The organism is Dyadobacter sp. 32, assembly GCF_902506755.1.
Classification (GTDB): Bacteria; Bacteroidota; Bacteroidia; order Cytophagales; family Spirosomataceae; genus Dyadobacter.
In genome coordinates, this window is the sequence record NZ_LR735258.1 from 725,425 (window position 1) to 741,403 (window position 15,979).

General features: G+C 46.1%; 7 protein-coding genes. 5 read left to right on the forward strand and 2 right to left on the reverse strand.

Going from position 1 to position 15,979, the window contains the following annotated elements:
• Nucleotides 1-7: 7 nt before the first annotated feature.
• Both DYADSP32_RS02815 and DYADSP32_RS02820 read right to left on the reverse strand, forming a co-directional pair.
• Nucleotides 8-502: a DUF2271 domain-containing protein gene (locus tag DYADSP32_RS02815; RefSeq protein WP_149244134.1), complete on the reverse strand. Its 495-nt coding sequence runs from the start codon at nucleotides 500-502 to the stop codon at nucleotides 8-10.
• 5 nt (nucleotides 503-507) lie between these two features.
• Nucleotides 508-1,980, reverse strand: a complete 1,473-nt coding sequence (locus DYADSP32_RS02820; RefSeq protein WP_149244133.1) for an ankyrin repeat domain-containing protein — start codon at nucleotides 1,978-1,980, stop codon at nucleotides 508-510.
• 203 nt (nucleotides 1,981-2,183) lie between these two features.
• Here DYADSP32_RS02820 and DYADSP32_RS02825 point away from each other — a divergent pair, with 203 nt between their 5' ends.
• The 5 genes from DYADSP32_RS02825 (at nucleotide 2,184) to DYADSP32_RS02845 (ending at nucleotide 15,977) form a co-directional block, all read left to right on the forward strand.
• Complete coding sequence (locus DYADSP32_RS02825) at nucleotides 2,184-2,633, forward strand: hypothetical protein (RefSeq protein ID WP_414617468.1); 450 nt, start codon at nucleotides 2,184-2,186, stop codon at nucleotides 2,631-2,633.
• A 100-nt stretch (nucleotides 2,634-2,733) separates the two neighbouring features.
• On the forward strand, nucleotides 2,734-7,092 hold the full coding sequence (locus tag DYADSP32_RS02830) for a CusA/CzcA family heavy metal efflux RND transporter (RefSeq protein ID WP_149244132.1): 4,359 nt from the start codon (nucleotides 2,734-2,736) through the stop codon (nucleotides 7,090-7,092).
• Nucleotides 7,093-7,096: 4 nt separating this feature from the next.
• A complete protein-coding gene (locus DYADSP32_RS02835) occupies nucleotides 7,097-8,242 on the forward strand; it encodes an efflux RND transporter periplasmic adaptor subunit (RefSeq protein WP_149244131.1) in 1,146 nt (381 codons plus the stop codon).
• 157 nt (nucleotides 8,243-8,399) lie between these two features.
• A complete protein-coding gene (locus tag DYADSP32_RS02840; protein WP_414617469.1) occupies nucleotides 8,400-12,554 on the forward strand; it encodes a two-component regulator propeller domain-containing protein in 4,155 nt (1,384 codons plus the stop codon).
• A gap of 291 nt (nucleotides 12,555-12,845) precedes the next feature.
• The gene (locus DYADSP32_RS02845) at nucleotides 12,846-15,977 is read left to right on the forward strand and encodes a SusC/RagA family TonB-linked outer membrane protein (RefSeq protein WP_149244129.1); all 3,132 of its coding nucleotides are present in this window, start codon (nucleotides 12,846-12,848) and stop codon (nucleotides 15,975-15,977) included.
• Nucleotides 15,978-15,979 lie beyond the last annotated feature (2 nt).

The following is a 15,979-nucleotide window of genomic DNA, read 5'->3' on the forward strand; positions in this document are numbered from 1 at the left end:
TTAGGACTTAATTGGGGCTGAAACGGACGTAACGGATATATCCGCTGCCGTCGCTCTTTGCCGAAAGGCTTTCTGTGGTCAAGGGTATTTCTACATCTTTGGCATGGTAGGCTTTATCCTCGACAGCGCTTTCAAATCTTAACTTATAGCCACTGTTTATTTTAGAATTCTCTATCTCAATGGTATTTACGCCACGGTCGCCACCGGTTACCGAAGCCCCAGTGATCGCACTGATATTTACAGGCTTTTTGCTTCTGAACTTATGCCATTCTTTCAGCGTGTTGTACCATTTTTTGTCGGGCCCCATCACATAAAGTGTTTTCTCGTATGCGCCTTTCGGATCCATGAGTGATATAACTACATAGGCACCTTCACCCATGTAGTTGGTCATCTGGATCATGCATTTGTACTTCGTCGTTGCAGCTTTCTGGGCAAAAGAATTGGAGGCTTTTCCAAAGGTGAAGGCTAAGACCAGAATGGCTATTTTGATTAAATCGGACATGAAAATTATTTCAGGAAGTTAACGGTTACATTGTTTTTAGAAAGTGATTCATTTTCACCAGCCAGGTCAAAAGCAGTTTCCTTAAAGTTGGTGACAATGTCTTTTTTTGCGCCAATGGATAGCAGGTATTTCATCATCGAGTCATCTTTGGAGACCATGGCTGCCTTGTGTAGCGCTGTCAAACCTTCCTTATTTTTGGCATTTACATCAATCTGATAGGATTCCAGACGTTTCACAAGCGAAATGTCATTTTTGGCGACTGCCACATGATACAGGGTATTGCCATTTTTTGCAGGTTCGGTCACTTTGAAACCTTTTTCCTGCAGAGCTTTGAGTTTTGCATCAAACTCTGCGGCTCGCTGCGTTTGATAGGACTGCACCAGATAGAAGGCCAGGTTATCGCCATTTTTGTCAGCCATGTTAACCGAAGCGCCTTTGTCTGCCAGAAAGCGGATAACTTCCGGTGAGTTGCCCCGGACAGCCATAGCCATTGCGCTCACACCTTTTGAGTTGACCTGGTTGATATCTTTTACCCTGGAAAGCAGCAGCTCAAGTGTAGCAATATCCCGGTTGCTGGCCGCGGCATTCATAAATACGGTATTCCCGTCCTCGTCGGCCTTGTTTACATCAACCCCTTTTGATAAGAAGTACCTGATGATTTCTTCCTGTTTTGGTTTGCGTACAATCGCATGCAGCGCATTCTCACCATTTTTCCCGATCACATTTGGTTTCAGGTTCAGGCTTTCCAAATACTGATACACTTCAATGGGGTTGGCGCCGCCACGTGATCCTTGGGCAGCCATTAATATGACATTAGCATTGGCAGGCACTCCTTTTTCCAAAAGCGTTTTGAGTACTTCAATCTTGCCGGTACGGGCCGCATAGGCAAATGCATTGTTACCAGCAGCATCGGTGCTTTTAAGGTCAAGTCCTTTGGATATAAAATAATTGGTCAGTTTCATTTCCTTGTCACTGGCCACGGCAATGAGCAATGCATTGGCACCGTCATTGTTGAGATCCTTTTTAAGATCAGCACCATGTGCCAGGCAGATATCATAAACCTTGGTATTCTGCTGACCGCCCCCCGCAGCGAAGTTGATTGGTGTAGCACCGTGCCCATCCACAAAATTGCCTTTTGCTCCCTTAGATACCAGGTATTCCATAATCTCTGTATTTCCACGCATGGCAGCCCAGTGCAGATATATGCGCCCGTCGTGCGTCAGTTTATCAACGGAGTTTCCGGGTTGAGCCAAAAGGTACTGGATTGTCGGATTGGGGGCTCCGGCATTGATCGCCATGACCACAGGATCAAACATGTTTCCATTGAGCTGAGCCGGATTGCTTCCTTTTTCTATTTCAGCTTTGACAGTTGCAACGTCAGGAGCGTTTTTCCAGAAAGTCTGATCCAAAAGAACGTTTTGCTGTGCTTGCACAGCAAATGAAAGGAATGCCGAAATGGCAACGAGTAGTTTTTTCATAAAAACTTAATTATTAAAATGCGGATAAATCCGGGAGTCACGAGAATTTACTTACTTTTTGCAAACTTAATAATAACCAGTCTAAATAAAGGCATCGAAAGGCTATTACTTCAAAAATAAAAATGCTTGCATGGGCGTCCGGATTTTTTTACGGGTAACTTTTGAATACCAAATTGCCTGTCCGTGCGCATACATCAGGGCATATGCTTAAAAATTCAGGCTGGCAATGTTGCCAGGTTTTTGCATACCATGCTGCTTTGACTTATTTTAGCGGCTTGAAACGGTTTTTGCTACATATCATCCTGGCCATTGTCATCATTGATACTTCCCCTTTGTATCAAATATTAAAAGTCCCAACCCTTATACGTCATTTTACCGAACACAAGGCGCTGAATCAGAATATCAGCTTTTTTGACTTTCTGGCGATGCACTACTGGGGTGAGGACATGAATGACAACGACGATGAAAAGGACATGCAATTGCCTTTCAAGAAATTCGAGATCCAGCAGGTTCATTTTTTGCCCCTTCCGCCGGTATCTGCCTACATCTTCAAAAGTAAAATCTGGCCGTTGAAGGTTGATTACGGTCCCGACAAGCCGCAAGTGCGCTATCATGCCGCATTGGGTTCACTCTTCCGCCCACCGCGCGTTTAATTCATTTCATTCTGGCAGGTTTTGAAACCTGATTTGCTTATGCGTTCATGCAATCATGAATGCGTGGCCCTATTTGTTATGTATTACTTATCAGTGCGTTATGCTTAATAAAATCATTCAGTTTTCAGTTAAAAACAAACTGGCGATTGGGATATTCACGCTTCTATGGATCATCTACGGAAGCTATCAGGTTACCCGTTTGCCCATAGACGCCGTGCCCGATATCACCAATAATCAGGTACAGGTGATCACCACGGCACCATCTCTCGGGGCCGAAGATGTGGAGCGCCTCATTACTTTTCCTATTGAACAGGCTATCAGCAATATTCCAGGGCTGAAAGAAAGCCGCAGTATGTCCCGTTTTGGTTTGTCATTAATTTCCATCGTATTTGATGACGATTCGGACGTGTACTGGGCCAGGCAACAGGTTACAGAGCGGCTGGCACAGGTGGAGATTGATCAAAATGCCAGTGCACCGGAACTTGCTCCGGCCACAACCGGTCTCGGGGAGATTTATCAATATGTGATAAAACCCAGAGACGGTTATGAAAATAAATATTCCCTGGCCGACCTGCGCACTACGCAGGACTGGATCGTGAGGAGGCAGATTCTGGGTACACCCGGCGTCGCCGATGTCTCTACTTTTGGCGGAGAACTCAAACAATATGAGGTCGCCATCAATCCGGCTAATCTGAAATCGTTCAACCTGACGATTAACGATGTATTTACTGCCCTAAGCCGGAATAATCAGAATACCGGCGGTGCGTATATTGAAAAAGGCCCATCGGTCATGTATATCAGAAGCGTAGGGCTGGCAGGTTCCATGGATGACATCCGGAAGATTGTGGTAAAAACCAGCACAAACGGAACACCGGTTTTGATTGGGCATGTGGCGGATGTCCGTCTCGGCGCTGCGATCAGATATGGCGCGCTCACCATGGCTGGTAAGGGCGAACTGGCGGGCGGGATTGTGATGATGCTGAAAGGTGGTAATTCCTCCGAGGTAATCGAAGACGTAAAATTAAAGGTTGCCGAAATCCAGAAAACTTTACCGGAGGGTTTGGAGATCGAGCCTTTTCTGGACCGGACCAAGATGGTCAACAACGCCATTGGTACCGTGAAGACCAATCTGCTCGAAGGTGCGCTGATCGTCGTATTGATTCTTGTACTTTTTCTGGGAAATCTTCGTGCGGGACTTATTGTGGCTTCTGTTATTCCGCTGTCCATGCTTTTCGCCATTACGATGATGAATCTGTTTGGTGTAAGTGGAAACCTTATGAGCCTGGGCGCACTGGACTTTGGGCTTATTGTGGATGGGGCGGTAATCATCGTAGAAGCCATCCTGCATCATTTGCATTTTTCCAAAAAATATGGGCAGGTCAGCAGTATTTCGCAATCAGAGATGGATAGCGAGGTGGCAGGTTCTGCTTCTCGAATGATGAATGCGGCCGTATTTGGTCAGATTATTATCCTAATTGTTTATCTGCCCATTCTTTCACTCTCCGGTATTGAGGGTAAAATGTTTAAGCCTATGGCGCAGACGGTGGCGTTTGCTGTATTGGGCGCATTTATTCTGTCGCTGACCTATGTGCCGATGATCAGTTCATTGTTTATCAGCAAAACCATTACACATAAGCCTAACATTTCGGATCGGATAATGACCCGGCTGGAAAATGGCTATGCCCGGATGTTATCTGCCGCCTTGCAGTTGAAAAAAACGCTGGTAGCCGGTGCCTTCGTTTTGTTTGGTATAGCTGTTTTTATTTTCAGCCAAATGGGTGGTGAATTTATCCCACAGCTCGAAGAGGGTGATTTTGCCACAGAGACGCGGCTGCTGGTAGGTACCAACCTGAGTACAACCATCGACGCTTTCAACCGGATATCCGACAAGCTGAAATCGGAGTACCCCGAAGTGGAGAAAATTGTCTCCCGGATTGGAAGTGCGGAGATTCCCACAGATCCGATGCCGATTGAGGGTGGCGACATGATTATTGTATTGAAGGACAAGTCGGAGTGGAGCAGTGCCAAAACTTTCCCCGAGCTTGCCGGTAAAATGGCCGAAACCGCACAGCAGGTGGTGCCCGGCGTAACGACCGGATTCCAGTATCCGGTTCAGATGCGTTTCAATGAACTGATGACCGGCGCCAAGCAGGATGTGGTCTGCAAGATATTCGGGGAAGATCTGGACAAGCTTGCGGGCTATGCTGAGCAGCTCGGTCGTATTTCCAAAACGGTGGACGGAACAGCCGACTGGTACATTGAGGAAGTAACAGGCATGCCGCAGGTGGTGATTGAGTTTAACAGAAGTGAAATTGCCAAATATGGATTGAACATCGACGACGTCAACCGGACCATCAATGCCGCCTTCGCAGGGGCTGCGGCAGGAGCTGTTTATGAAGGCGAAAAAAAGTTTGATCTCGTGGTTCGTATCGGCAGCGAAGGGCGCCGTAATATAAATGATGTTCAAAATCTGCTGATATCGACACCCTCGGGAATGCAAATTCCGCTCTATCAGGTGGCCAGCATACAAGAGGTCGAAGGGCCCAACCAGATCCAGAGGGAAAACACACGGAGAAGAATTATTGTGGGGTTCAATGTGAGAGGCAGGGATGTGCAGTCGATCGTGGAAGAATTGCAAAAAAAGGTAGATGCCAGTATCAAATTTGAGGCTGGGTATTCCATCACTTATGGGGGTGCATTCGAAAATTTACAGCAGGCAAAAGCACGGCTGATCATTGCTGTGCCTGTGGCTCTGGTGTTGATTTTCATCATGTTGTACTTCGCTTTTTCGTCGTTCAAAGATGGAGCGCTCATTTATACGGCTATTCCTTTGTCGGCGATTGGCGGCGTTTTTGCACTGGGGCTAAGAGGTATGCCGTTCAGCATTTCCGCCGGCGTTGGCTTCATTGCGCTTTTTGGCGTGGCGGTACTGAACGGTATCGTGCTGCTTTCGGAATTTAACCGGATTAAAAAGGAAGGTGTAATAACCGATGTATTGCAATTGGTAATGACCGGAACGCGAAATCGCCTGCGACCTGTGCTGATGACCGCTGCAGTGGCATCGTTGGGATTTCTGCCCATGGCTTTGAGCAATGGTGCCGGGGCCGAGGTGCAGCGCCCATTGGCAACCGTCGTGATAGGAGGGCTGATCAGTGCAACCCTGCTTACGCTTTTTGTTTTACCCGCACTTTATCTTTTGTTTGATTCTAAAAATCAGACAAAAATGCTTCGTCCGGCACTGATGCTCTTGCTCATGCTGGCTGGTGGAAGTGCCAGTGCACAGTCTGCTACGGAGGCCATTGATCTTAATACGGCAATAAAACGATCGATGGAAAAAAACCTTAAAGTTCAGGCAAGCAGGCTGAATGAAAGCGTGAGCGAGCGTTTGCAGGCAACGGCTTTCGATGTTGCCAAAACAAACTTTACGGCGGAATATGGAAAAGTGAACAGCATCAGTAACGACAATCGGATTGGTTTTAGCCAGACCTTCAATTTCCCAACGGTGTATTCGAATCAGCGGAAGATGCTGGAAGCTAATTTATTAGCGGCTAGGGCCAGTTCCAGATGGACCGAGCAGGAGATACGGGCCAATGTGCGGTTGATGTTTTATGCCTATGCGGGTTTGATAGAACAGGAAAGATTGCTTGCCTATTCCGACAGCATTTATCGGATTTTTGAAACAAAGTCAAACTTACGATTTGAGAAAGGCTCTGCCAATATATTGGAAAAAGCTGCTGCGGAATCGCGCAGGATGCAGATAAGCAATCAGCTAAACCTGGTCAGGAACGATTTATCGATTGTGATCGGCCAGTTCAATCTGCTGATTCAGGATGGTAACAGGTATCGGCCTAAAATTGATAATCCGCAAATTGAAACCGGGTTAATCTCCGCGGATACAAGCGCAAGTCTGATTCCGGTACTGGAACTGGCACGGCATCAGCAGGATGCCGCTCAGTTCAACTGGCAAGTCGAAAAATCAAAAAAACTACCGGATTTTACAATCGGGTACAACAATCAAAGTCTGATTGGCTCACAGCGTGTGGATGGGCAGGATATCTATTTCAATGGGAGCAAGCGGTTTAATTATGTGTCACTGGGCATAGGCATTCCTGTGTTTTTTAAAGCACAATCGGCCCGTGCAGCTGCCGCGAAGCTGGACTGGGAGCGGGCTGGTAAGGAGGCGGATCACCTGCGGCTGCAATTGCAGACTGAGCTTGCAACGGCCTTTGCTCAGGTTGAAAAGTACCGCGAAAGTCTCCGATTCTATCGCGAACGTGGGTTGCCGAATGCCAGCCTCATTGTAGCCACAGCAGATCAACAGTTTCAAAATGGGGAAATAGACTACCTGCAGTGGGTCATTCTGGTAGATCAGGCCATTACGTTAAGGAGTGAGCATCTTCATGCGCTCAACAGTTATAACCAGTCTGTTATTCAATTATTAAAGCTAAATAATCTTTAAAAGTATGAAACGATATCTCATTATCTGTCTGGGCCTGGTATTACTGGCGTCCTGTGAAACGGACAAAAAAGCAGAGGATACAAAAGCGAAAACACTTGCTGATTCGGTTGGCAACGAACAATTGGTTTCTTTTAATCCTGAGCAACTGCAAAGTGTTGGAATCGAAGTCGGGAGCCCGAAACTTGAAAATGTGAGCGGAACGCTGTCTCTGCAGGGACGAATTGATGTTCCTCCCCAAAGTACGATCAGTCTGAGCTTTCCTCTGGGGGGCTATCTGAAATCAACCAAAATGCTTCCCGGTATGCACGTAAGAAAAGGGCAGGTACTCGCCGAACTGGAAGATATGCAGTTTATACAGCTCCAGCAGGATTATCTTACTGCAAGGGAGAAGTTCTCCTTGGCCGAATCGGAATTTGCCAGGCAAAGGGATCTCAATGCAAGCAAAGCGAGCAGTGATAAAATATACCAGCAGGCACGGTCGGAAATGGAAACGCAGCGAATCCTGATGAGCGCACTGGCACAAAAGCTGGAAGTGATCGGCATTAATCCAGAAAAACTGAAAGCGGATAATATTTCAAAAAGTGTCTCGGTCGTTTCCCCGATCAATGGATTTGTTTCCAGGGTAAATGTGAATGTAGGCAAATACACTTCACCTACCGATATGCTGTTCGAACTTGTTGATCCCAGAGACATTCACCTGGCTCTCAGTGTATTTGAAAAGGACCTGAGCAGCTTATCCATTGGACAGCAGGTTATCGCCTATACCAATGGTGATCCTGATAAAAAATTTCGGGCAGAGATTATTCTGATCAGCAAAACGCTGGATCAGGACCGGGTTGCTGAGGTACATTGCCATTTTGAAAAATACAATGCATCGCTGGTTCCGGGTATGTTTATGAACGGAGAAGTTTTGACAAATAAGAACAAAGCGATGACCGTGCCGGAGGAGGCGGTAGTGCGCTGGGAAAATAAATTTTATGTATTTACGGATAAAGGCGCAGGCAAATTTGAAATGGTGCAGGTGAAACCCGGTATGATCAGTGCCGGGAAACAGCAGATCGAAGCGACTCGGATAAATGAAAATACCCGATTGGTGACTAAAAATGCTTACGCCTTACTTATGAAAATCAAAAACACCGAGGAAGGATAGGGGAGCTATGTAAATTTCCTCGCGGGATCTGACTTTCCCTGGAATTATTTGTAAATTTTCAACCCGTTGTATGAATTCCAGAGTGGGTTGACGAATGATAAATAGAAAATGGACTACGAATAAAGCAGATGCTTGCAGGTGTTGCATAGCCATGTGCATGTACCTTGTTTGTCTTGCACCCTGTGTTACCTATGGGCAGAGTTTGGGAAGGGTAACGAGGTTTTCCATTCAGAATGGTCTTTCATTTGGGGTGGTCAACAGCATCACACAGGACGAGAAGGGATTTATGTGGTTTGCAACCAGTGACGGGCTTAATCGTTTTGACGGCCACACGTTCCGGGTATTTAAGAATAACCCCGAGGACAAAAAGAGTTTGTCCGGAAATTATGTCAAATCCATCTTCAAGGACCGGGAGGGCACGATTTGGGTGTCCTCCCGTAATGGGCTCAACGAATTTGTTGCTGCCCGGGAGCAGTTCAGGCACCACATTCCATCCCTACAAAAGCACGGGGTTTCCGACGACGTGAGTGATATTTCTCAGGCAAAAAACGGGGACTTATGGATAGCTCTGAATGGCTCAGGGTTTGCGGGTTTTGATAGAAAAAACAGCAAATTTCATTTTTACGACCGAAAAACAATCCCCGGACTCATGTCCAATGCCATACTCAATGTTTTCGAGGACTCGAGGGGGCTGGTTTGGCTTGGAACCCGGGATACCGGGATTGAGGTCTTTGAGATCGACGGGAGCAGAAAGTTAAGAAAGTCTGGTATTGATTTTAGTTCGCTGCCCAAGGGGCGCATCAATCATATTTACGAGGACCGCTTTCATGATGTCTGGATTGCTTCATCCAAAGGTCTGTTTTTGTTTAAAAGGCAGACGCGTAAATTTTATTCCCTTCATGCCAAAACCTTCCATGATAGCAACATCTACCTTTCACTGGCTGAAAATCAGGATGGAAAACTTCTGATTGGCGTGCAGGATGGAGGTGTTTACAGTGTTGATCTCAAACTGGAACAGGGAAACTCGCCAGAAAACTATGTATTTGAGCAGGTCAGGAATGCACGGAACCAAGGTATTACGCAACGTTCTGTGCAAGCCATGTACATGGACAAAGACTACAACATCTGGCTGGGAACGTATGGAGAGGGTGTGTATCTGATTGGCAGCATCAAGGATAAGTTTCGTCTGTTTGAGAAGAAAATTGCCGATTCACGGGCGGAGACATTTCTTCGGTATTATGGAATGTGTGTGGATAGTGAAGGAAATTTATGGCTCGGAACCGACGGTGACGGTATTTACAAAACCAGTTCGTCGGGGCAGGTTATCCAACATTATCGACCTGATGGAAAGAAAGGCAGCATCAAAGACGGTGCCATACTTACCGCTTACCGGGACAGCGGTGGCAGGCTTTGGTTCGGAACCTACTCCAAGGGCTTATTCCTTTACAACCCATCAACGGATTCATTCACGCAGTTTGCCAACGATCCTAACCGGCCCGAGAGTCTTCCCGCCAACGATGTGAGGGTCATTCTGGAAGATTCGAAAAAAGTACTATGGGTGGGCACCAATGGGGGAGGACTGGCGCGCCTTGACCGCCAGACGGGGAATTTTTCAAGGTTTATCCCTTCCAATAGCAGTATTAATTCAAATGATGTGCGTGCACTTACCGAAGACAAGCATGGAAATCTTTGGGTTGGAACCTACGGTGGTGGGCTCAATTATTTGACTACCAGCACCATGCGTTTTACTCAGTTTTTTAGCGATCTTGGGCAATCACTTCTTCTTTCCAACCGGATCATATTTTCCCTCTATCTGGATGCCAGTGAGCGGCTGTTTATCGGGTCGGAGGGAAACGGACTGCTGCTGTACGATACCCGTAAAAGAACCACAGCGTTATATTCAGAAAAAAACGGCCTCGCCAACAATGTAATTAATGCAATCCAGCCCGAGAGCAACGATAAAATCTGGATTAGTACCAATAAAGGTCTTTCCCGGATTGATGTTTCTACCAATAAAATTGAAAATTTTGATCACAATGATGGCCTTCAGGCCGGGCAGTTTAATCCGGGCTCTGTACTGTACAACCCAAAGGAGCGGTATATCTGTTTCGGGGGTACCGAAGGCTGGAATTTGTTCTATCCCCAACAGATTCAGACATCTCAATACAAACCAGCAGTGCTGGTTACCGGCATCCAGCTTTTTGGCAAAACGGTTCAGGTGGGCAGCAAACAGAATGGCAGCGTTATACTGGACGAACAAATAGGAGATAAAACCCAAATTACGCTTCAGCCCGATCAGTCCGTGTTTTCGATTCAGTATACTTCCCTGAATTACGGCTATCCTGAAAAAAGTCATTTTGCTTACAAACTGGAAGGGCTGGACAAGGATTGGAACTATGTTCAGAATGAGCGCACAGCAACGTATCGCTACTTACCTGCCGGGGATTATGTTTTCAAGGTGAAGTCATCCAATCAGGATGGTGTGTGGTTTGAGGATTACAGTAGCCTCAATATCAGCATCTTGTCGCCATGGTATCAGACATGGTGGGCGTATCTGCTCTATCTGGGGCTTGCAGGGCTATTGATTTACTACTACCAACAGTATAAAGCAAGGCAGGCAGCATTGAAGTATGAGGTACAGTTGGCTCAGTTTGAGACACAGAAAGAAAAGGAACTGAACGAGCGTAAAATTTCCTATTTTACCAATATTTCACATGAGTTTCGTACTCCGCTCACGCTGATCATCAATCCTGTTAGGGAACTGCTTAAGAACAACCTGCATCATGATCAGGCAAATCTCAACATCATCCATCGCAATGCCAAACGACTGCTCAGTCTGGTGGATCAGCTCTTACTTTTTCGTAAGGCAGACCAGAATCAGGATGAGCTGAATTTGGGGGTTCATCATTTACCTACGCTAATCCGAGACGTATTTCAGTGCTTTTTGTATCAGGCCGAACATAAGATGATTCAGTATGATTTTGTATGCGAAAATGAAGACATTGAGATTACGGCGGACATAGAGAAATTGGAAATAGCGCTTTTTAACCTGATCTCCAACGCCATTAAGTTCACACCGGAAAAAGGCAGGGTCTTCGTGGAGCTTGTAGAAAAAGAAAGGCAGATCGAAATATTGGTGCAGGACACGGGAATAGGCATTCCCGCCGATGCGGGGGATAAGATCTTCTCCGTTTTTCACCAATATCCCGACAAACGGACGCTTGCGAAAGGTGGCTTTGGAATAGGCCTGTTTCTTGCAAGGACTTTCGTTCAAAACCATCTTGGCGAGCTTACGTATGAATCCGGAACTGGAATGGGAACAACGTTCCGGATTCAGCTTTGGAAACATCATCCCGATTGGAAATTGAATGGTTCTGAGGAAAAACAAGCGCATCAAACGTCGGTTTTTCTGGAAGAACTATCGCAACCCGCCGCAATGTCGGGATACGCAACAATTGAGGAAGCAGCGCAATGGAAACCGGTAAGGGAGCAGGTGAACACACAAACTGCGACCATGCTGATCGTGGACGACGATGCCGAAATGCTCAAATATCTGTCCGGGATGTTTTCAGAAAAATACAAGCTCATCGAAGCCGGCAGTGGAGAGCAAGGGTTGGAACTGATCAAAAAAAACGCGCCGGATATTGTCATCAGCGATGTGATGATGGGTGGTATGTCGGGTATAGAAATGTGTTCGAAATTGAAGGAGGATCTGGCGGTGAGCCACATTCCGGTGGTGCTGTTAACAGCTAGCTCTTCGCAGGAAGCAAGGCTCAAAGGGATAGAAGGAGGTGCCGACGACTACATCAGTAAACCCTTCGATAAAGAACTTCTGATGGCCCGGGTGGCCTCCATATTGAAAAGCCGGAGTGATCTGCAGAAGTACTTTTACAATGAAATCACCCTACAATCGGGAGATTTTAAAATATCTCCGGAATATAAGGAGTTCCTACAGCGCTGCATTACGATCGTAGAAACACATATCACCAATCCCGAGTTTAACATTAAGGTTCTGGCTACCGAAATTGGCATGAGCCACTCTACTTTGTACAACCGTATCAAGTCAATCTCCGGGCAGTCGACAAACGGATTTATACGTTTCATCCGGCTTCGCAGAGCAGCTGAAATACTGATCAGTACCGATACGACCATCATGGAAACGGCCGATCAGGTTGGAATTAATGATATCAAATACTTTCGAGAACAATTCACCAGTTTGTTTGGTATGAAACCATCTGAATATATAAAAAAATACAGAAAGCCCTTCCATGAGCAGCATCCGCTCAACAAGGATATTTTCAAATCTAAATGATTGTTTTGTCTCCATTTTTTGAAATATGTAAAGTTGAAAATGCCTGATTCTAATAAAATCGGGCATTTTTATTGATATACCCCCCTTTTAATGTGAAAATGCCCCCTCTCTGTAACATTTAAATAATCCTACTTTTGGTTGATCAGTTTATAAAACCGGGGTAGCAGAAAGGCTTCTATTATTATTCCAAGATGATGGTTATTAGCTTGAATTCCTGAGGTTGTCCAGGCCCATTCCCGGATCTTATTCCTGATCGCAAAGCCAATTATTTAACTATCAAATTATCTATGTATGAAAAGAACTTTTCATGAAAATGCTGTACTGTTGCGGCTATCTGGCGGGAGAAAAAGTGCAACCGGGCTTTTGGCAACGCTACTCCTGATGCTGAGTGTTTTATCCTTTGGACAGACGTTAACGGTAAAAGGGGTGATCACTTCCGAAAACGGCGAAACTTTACCAGGTGCCAGCGTGATCCTGAAAGGAACGTCGACCGGTACAACCACCGATGTTGACGGGAAGTATTCACTGAACCTGGCCGATGGCAGTGGTACGCTGGTTTATACGTACATCGGCTACATAGCCCAGGAAATTGTCGTGGGTAACCGTAGCCAGATTGACATCAAACTGCTGCCTAATAACAAACTTCTTGATGAAATCGTGGTAGTGGGTTATGGTACGCAGAAGAAGGCAACGCTAACCGGATCGGTTTCCGAGGTTAAAGGAGCTGATCTTGTCAAAAGTCCCCAGCCTAATCTCTCGAACTCATTGGCGGGCCGGTTTTCAGGATTTGTGGCTAACAATCGCGGCGGTGAGCCTGGTTACGATGGGTCGAGCTACACAGTTCGCGGATTTGCTTCAACAGGAAACAATGATGTATTGATCGTAGTGGACGGGATTCCTGGCCAGGTTGGCGGCCTGGAGCGTCTTGATCCTAATGATATTGAGAGCATTTCGATCCTGAAGGATGCCTCGGCGGCGGTGTATGGTAGTCGTGCGGCCAATGGGGTGATTTTGGTAACAACCAAACGCGGAACCACAGGTAAGCCTGTGATCTCTTATAGTTTCAATCAGGGATTCTCGTCAGCCACACGACTTCCCAAACTTGCAGACGCCGGAACCTTCGCCACCATTCTGAACGAAATTGATTACTACAACAATCCGGCAGGAGGGATGAACCAGTTTTATTCGGCGGATGAAATCGCCAAATTCAGAAATGGTTCTGATCCGGTTAACTACCCGAATACGAATTGGCAGAAAGCTGCATTAAAGAATTTTGCACTGCAAAATCAGCATAACCTGGGTATCAACGGCGGTACGGAGAACGTGAAATACTACGTTTCTCTGGGGACTATTTATCAGGATGGACTCTACCGTAACGGAGCTACGAAATACAAGCAATACAATTTCAGATCGAACATTGATGCCAATATAACGAAGGATTTCAAGGTGAGTCTGGGCTTATCCGGCAGACAGGAGAATAGAAATTTCCCCACTTCTTCTGCTGAAAACACATTTCGTTCAATTTATCGGGCATACCCCACGGTGATTGATCAATACCCCAATGGCTACTATTCTACCGGTGTAGAAAACAGTAATCCCGTTGTTTTGGGAACAGCCATAGGTGGTACCAGCCGTAATCCAACCTCAATTTTCAACGGGATTCTTCGTGCAAGCTATAATCTGCCTTTTGTGAGCGGACTTTCGGTGGATGGATTCTATTCAGTGGATAAGTCGTTCAACTTTACAAAGACATTTGCCACGCCATACACGCTGTACAATTACAACAAAAACACGGATGTGTATGCGCAGGTTGTCACCGGTGGATCGGCAGGTAAAGCTTCCCTTTTTCAGAAACAGGTGAATCTGACCAATATCACACAGAATATCAGGCTCAATTATCTGAAAACAATAGGTAAACACAACGTCAATACTTTTGTTGCTTACGAGCAGAATAAGAGGAACGAAAACGCTTTTGAAGCATCCAGAATAAACTATCCCACGGTTTCCACGCCGGAGCTTTCTCAGGGAGGTGCTGCTGCCACGGACAAAAACAATGCCGGAAGCAGTTATAACTTTACGAGAAAGAGCTTTATTGGCCGTTTTGCTTACGATTTCAATGAAAAATACCTGGCCGAAGTGCAGGCTCGTGTGGATGGCTCCTCCATTTTTCCGAAAGGCAAACAATACGGATTCTTTCCATCGGTTTCTGCTGGCTACCGTATTTCGGCAGAAGACTGGTTCAAAAGCAGTGTACGTTTTATCGACGATCTTAAAATCCGCGCTTCCTACGGCTCCCTGGGTAATGACAACGTGGGACAGTTCCAGTTTTACAACAACTACTCTTTCGTTAATCAATATGTGACAGGTTCTAATGTGATCACACCCGGAATTGACCTGACTAAACTTGCGAATCCGAACATCACCTGGGAAACTTCCAAGAAAATGGACATTGGACTGAACGCGATATTTCTGAAAAACTTCAACATTGAACTGATCTATTTCAGTCAGAAACGTTCAGATATTCTTGCCGCGAGAAATGCCTCTATCCCCAATACGTCTGGTATTGTGAACCCGCATAAAACCAATGATAACACGCCGCTTGTGCCGGACGAAAACCTGGGCAAAGTGAACAACAGCGGCTTTGAGGCAACTTTGGGATATACTCACTCAGGCGACTTCAGGTACAACATTTCAGGTAACATCACGTATGCCAAGAGCAAAATCATTTTCAAGGATGAAGCTTCCGGCGCACTGGAGCATCAAAGGGAAACAGGCGGTCCTCTGTACACCTATTTGCTTTATAAAACGGCTGGTATTTATCGTTCCCAGTCAGATCTTGATAAATATCCGCATCTTCAGGGTGCTCAGATTGGCGACCTGATCTACGAGGATTACAACGGTGACGGTAAAATTACGGCAGATGATAAAGTGAGAACCGAGTATGGCAATGTGCCCCTGCTGACCTACGGTATGGTTTTCAATGGAGGATATAAAGCTTTTGATCTCTCGGTTGTGTTTGCCGGACAGGGCATGGTAAGCCAGTACGTATTGCCCGAATCGGGGCAGGTTGGTAACTTTTACAGCAGCTGGGCAGATAACAGATGGAGTCCGTCCACACCCGACGGCAGCTTTCCAAGAGTTGATACCCGGGCATCATCCTCAATCAATGGCGGGCTCAATCAAAACGATTTTTGGCTGAACAACGCATCCTTCGTTCGTCTTAAAAACGTAGAATTTGGTTATACACTTCCGAAGACTGCCTTGTCGAAAATCAAAATCTCCTCCTTGAGAATTTATGCCAGCGCTTTCAATCTCTTCACCGTTACCGGTGTGAAAGATTATGATCCGGAAGGAAGCCAGGGAAGTGGCCAGTTTTATCCGCAACAACGCATTATGAACCTTGGGTTGAACATCAAGTTTTAATT

Bases quoted from the DNA above. Each gene is read 5' to 3' on its own strand.
- DYADSP32_RS02830 (WP_149244132.1), top strand. From the start codon at position 2,734: ATGCTTAATAAAATCATTCAGTTTTCAGTTAAAAACAAACTGGCGATT.
- DYADSP32_RS02835 (WP_149244131.1), top strand. From the start codon at position 7,097: ATGAAACGATATCTCATTATCTGTCTGGGCCTGGTATTACTGGCGTCC.
- DYADSP32_RS02825 (WP_414617468.1), top strand. From the start codon at position 2,184: ATGCTTAAAAATTCAGGCTGGCAATGTTGCCAGGTTTTTGCATACCAT.
- DYADSP32_RS02820 (WP_149244133.1), bottom strand. From the start codon at position 1,980: ATGAAAAAACTACTCGTTGCCATTTCGGCATTCCTTTCATTTGCTGTG.
- DYADSP32_RS02845 (WP_149244129.1), top strand. From the start codon at position 12,846: ATGAAAAGAACTTTTCATGAAAATGCTGTACTGTTGCGGCTATCTGGC.
- DYADSP32_RS02815 (WP_149244134.1), bottom strand. From the start codon at position 502: ATGTCCGATTTAATCAAAATAGCCATTCTGGTCTTAGCCTTCACCTTT.
- DYADSP32_RS02840 (WP_414617469.1), top strand. From the start codon at position 8,400: ATGTACCTTGTTTGTCTTGCACCCTGTGTTACCTATGGGCAGAGTTTG.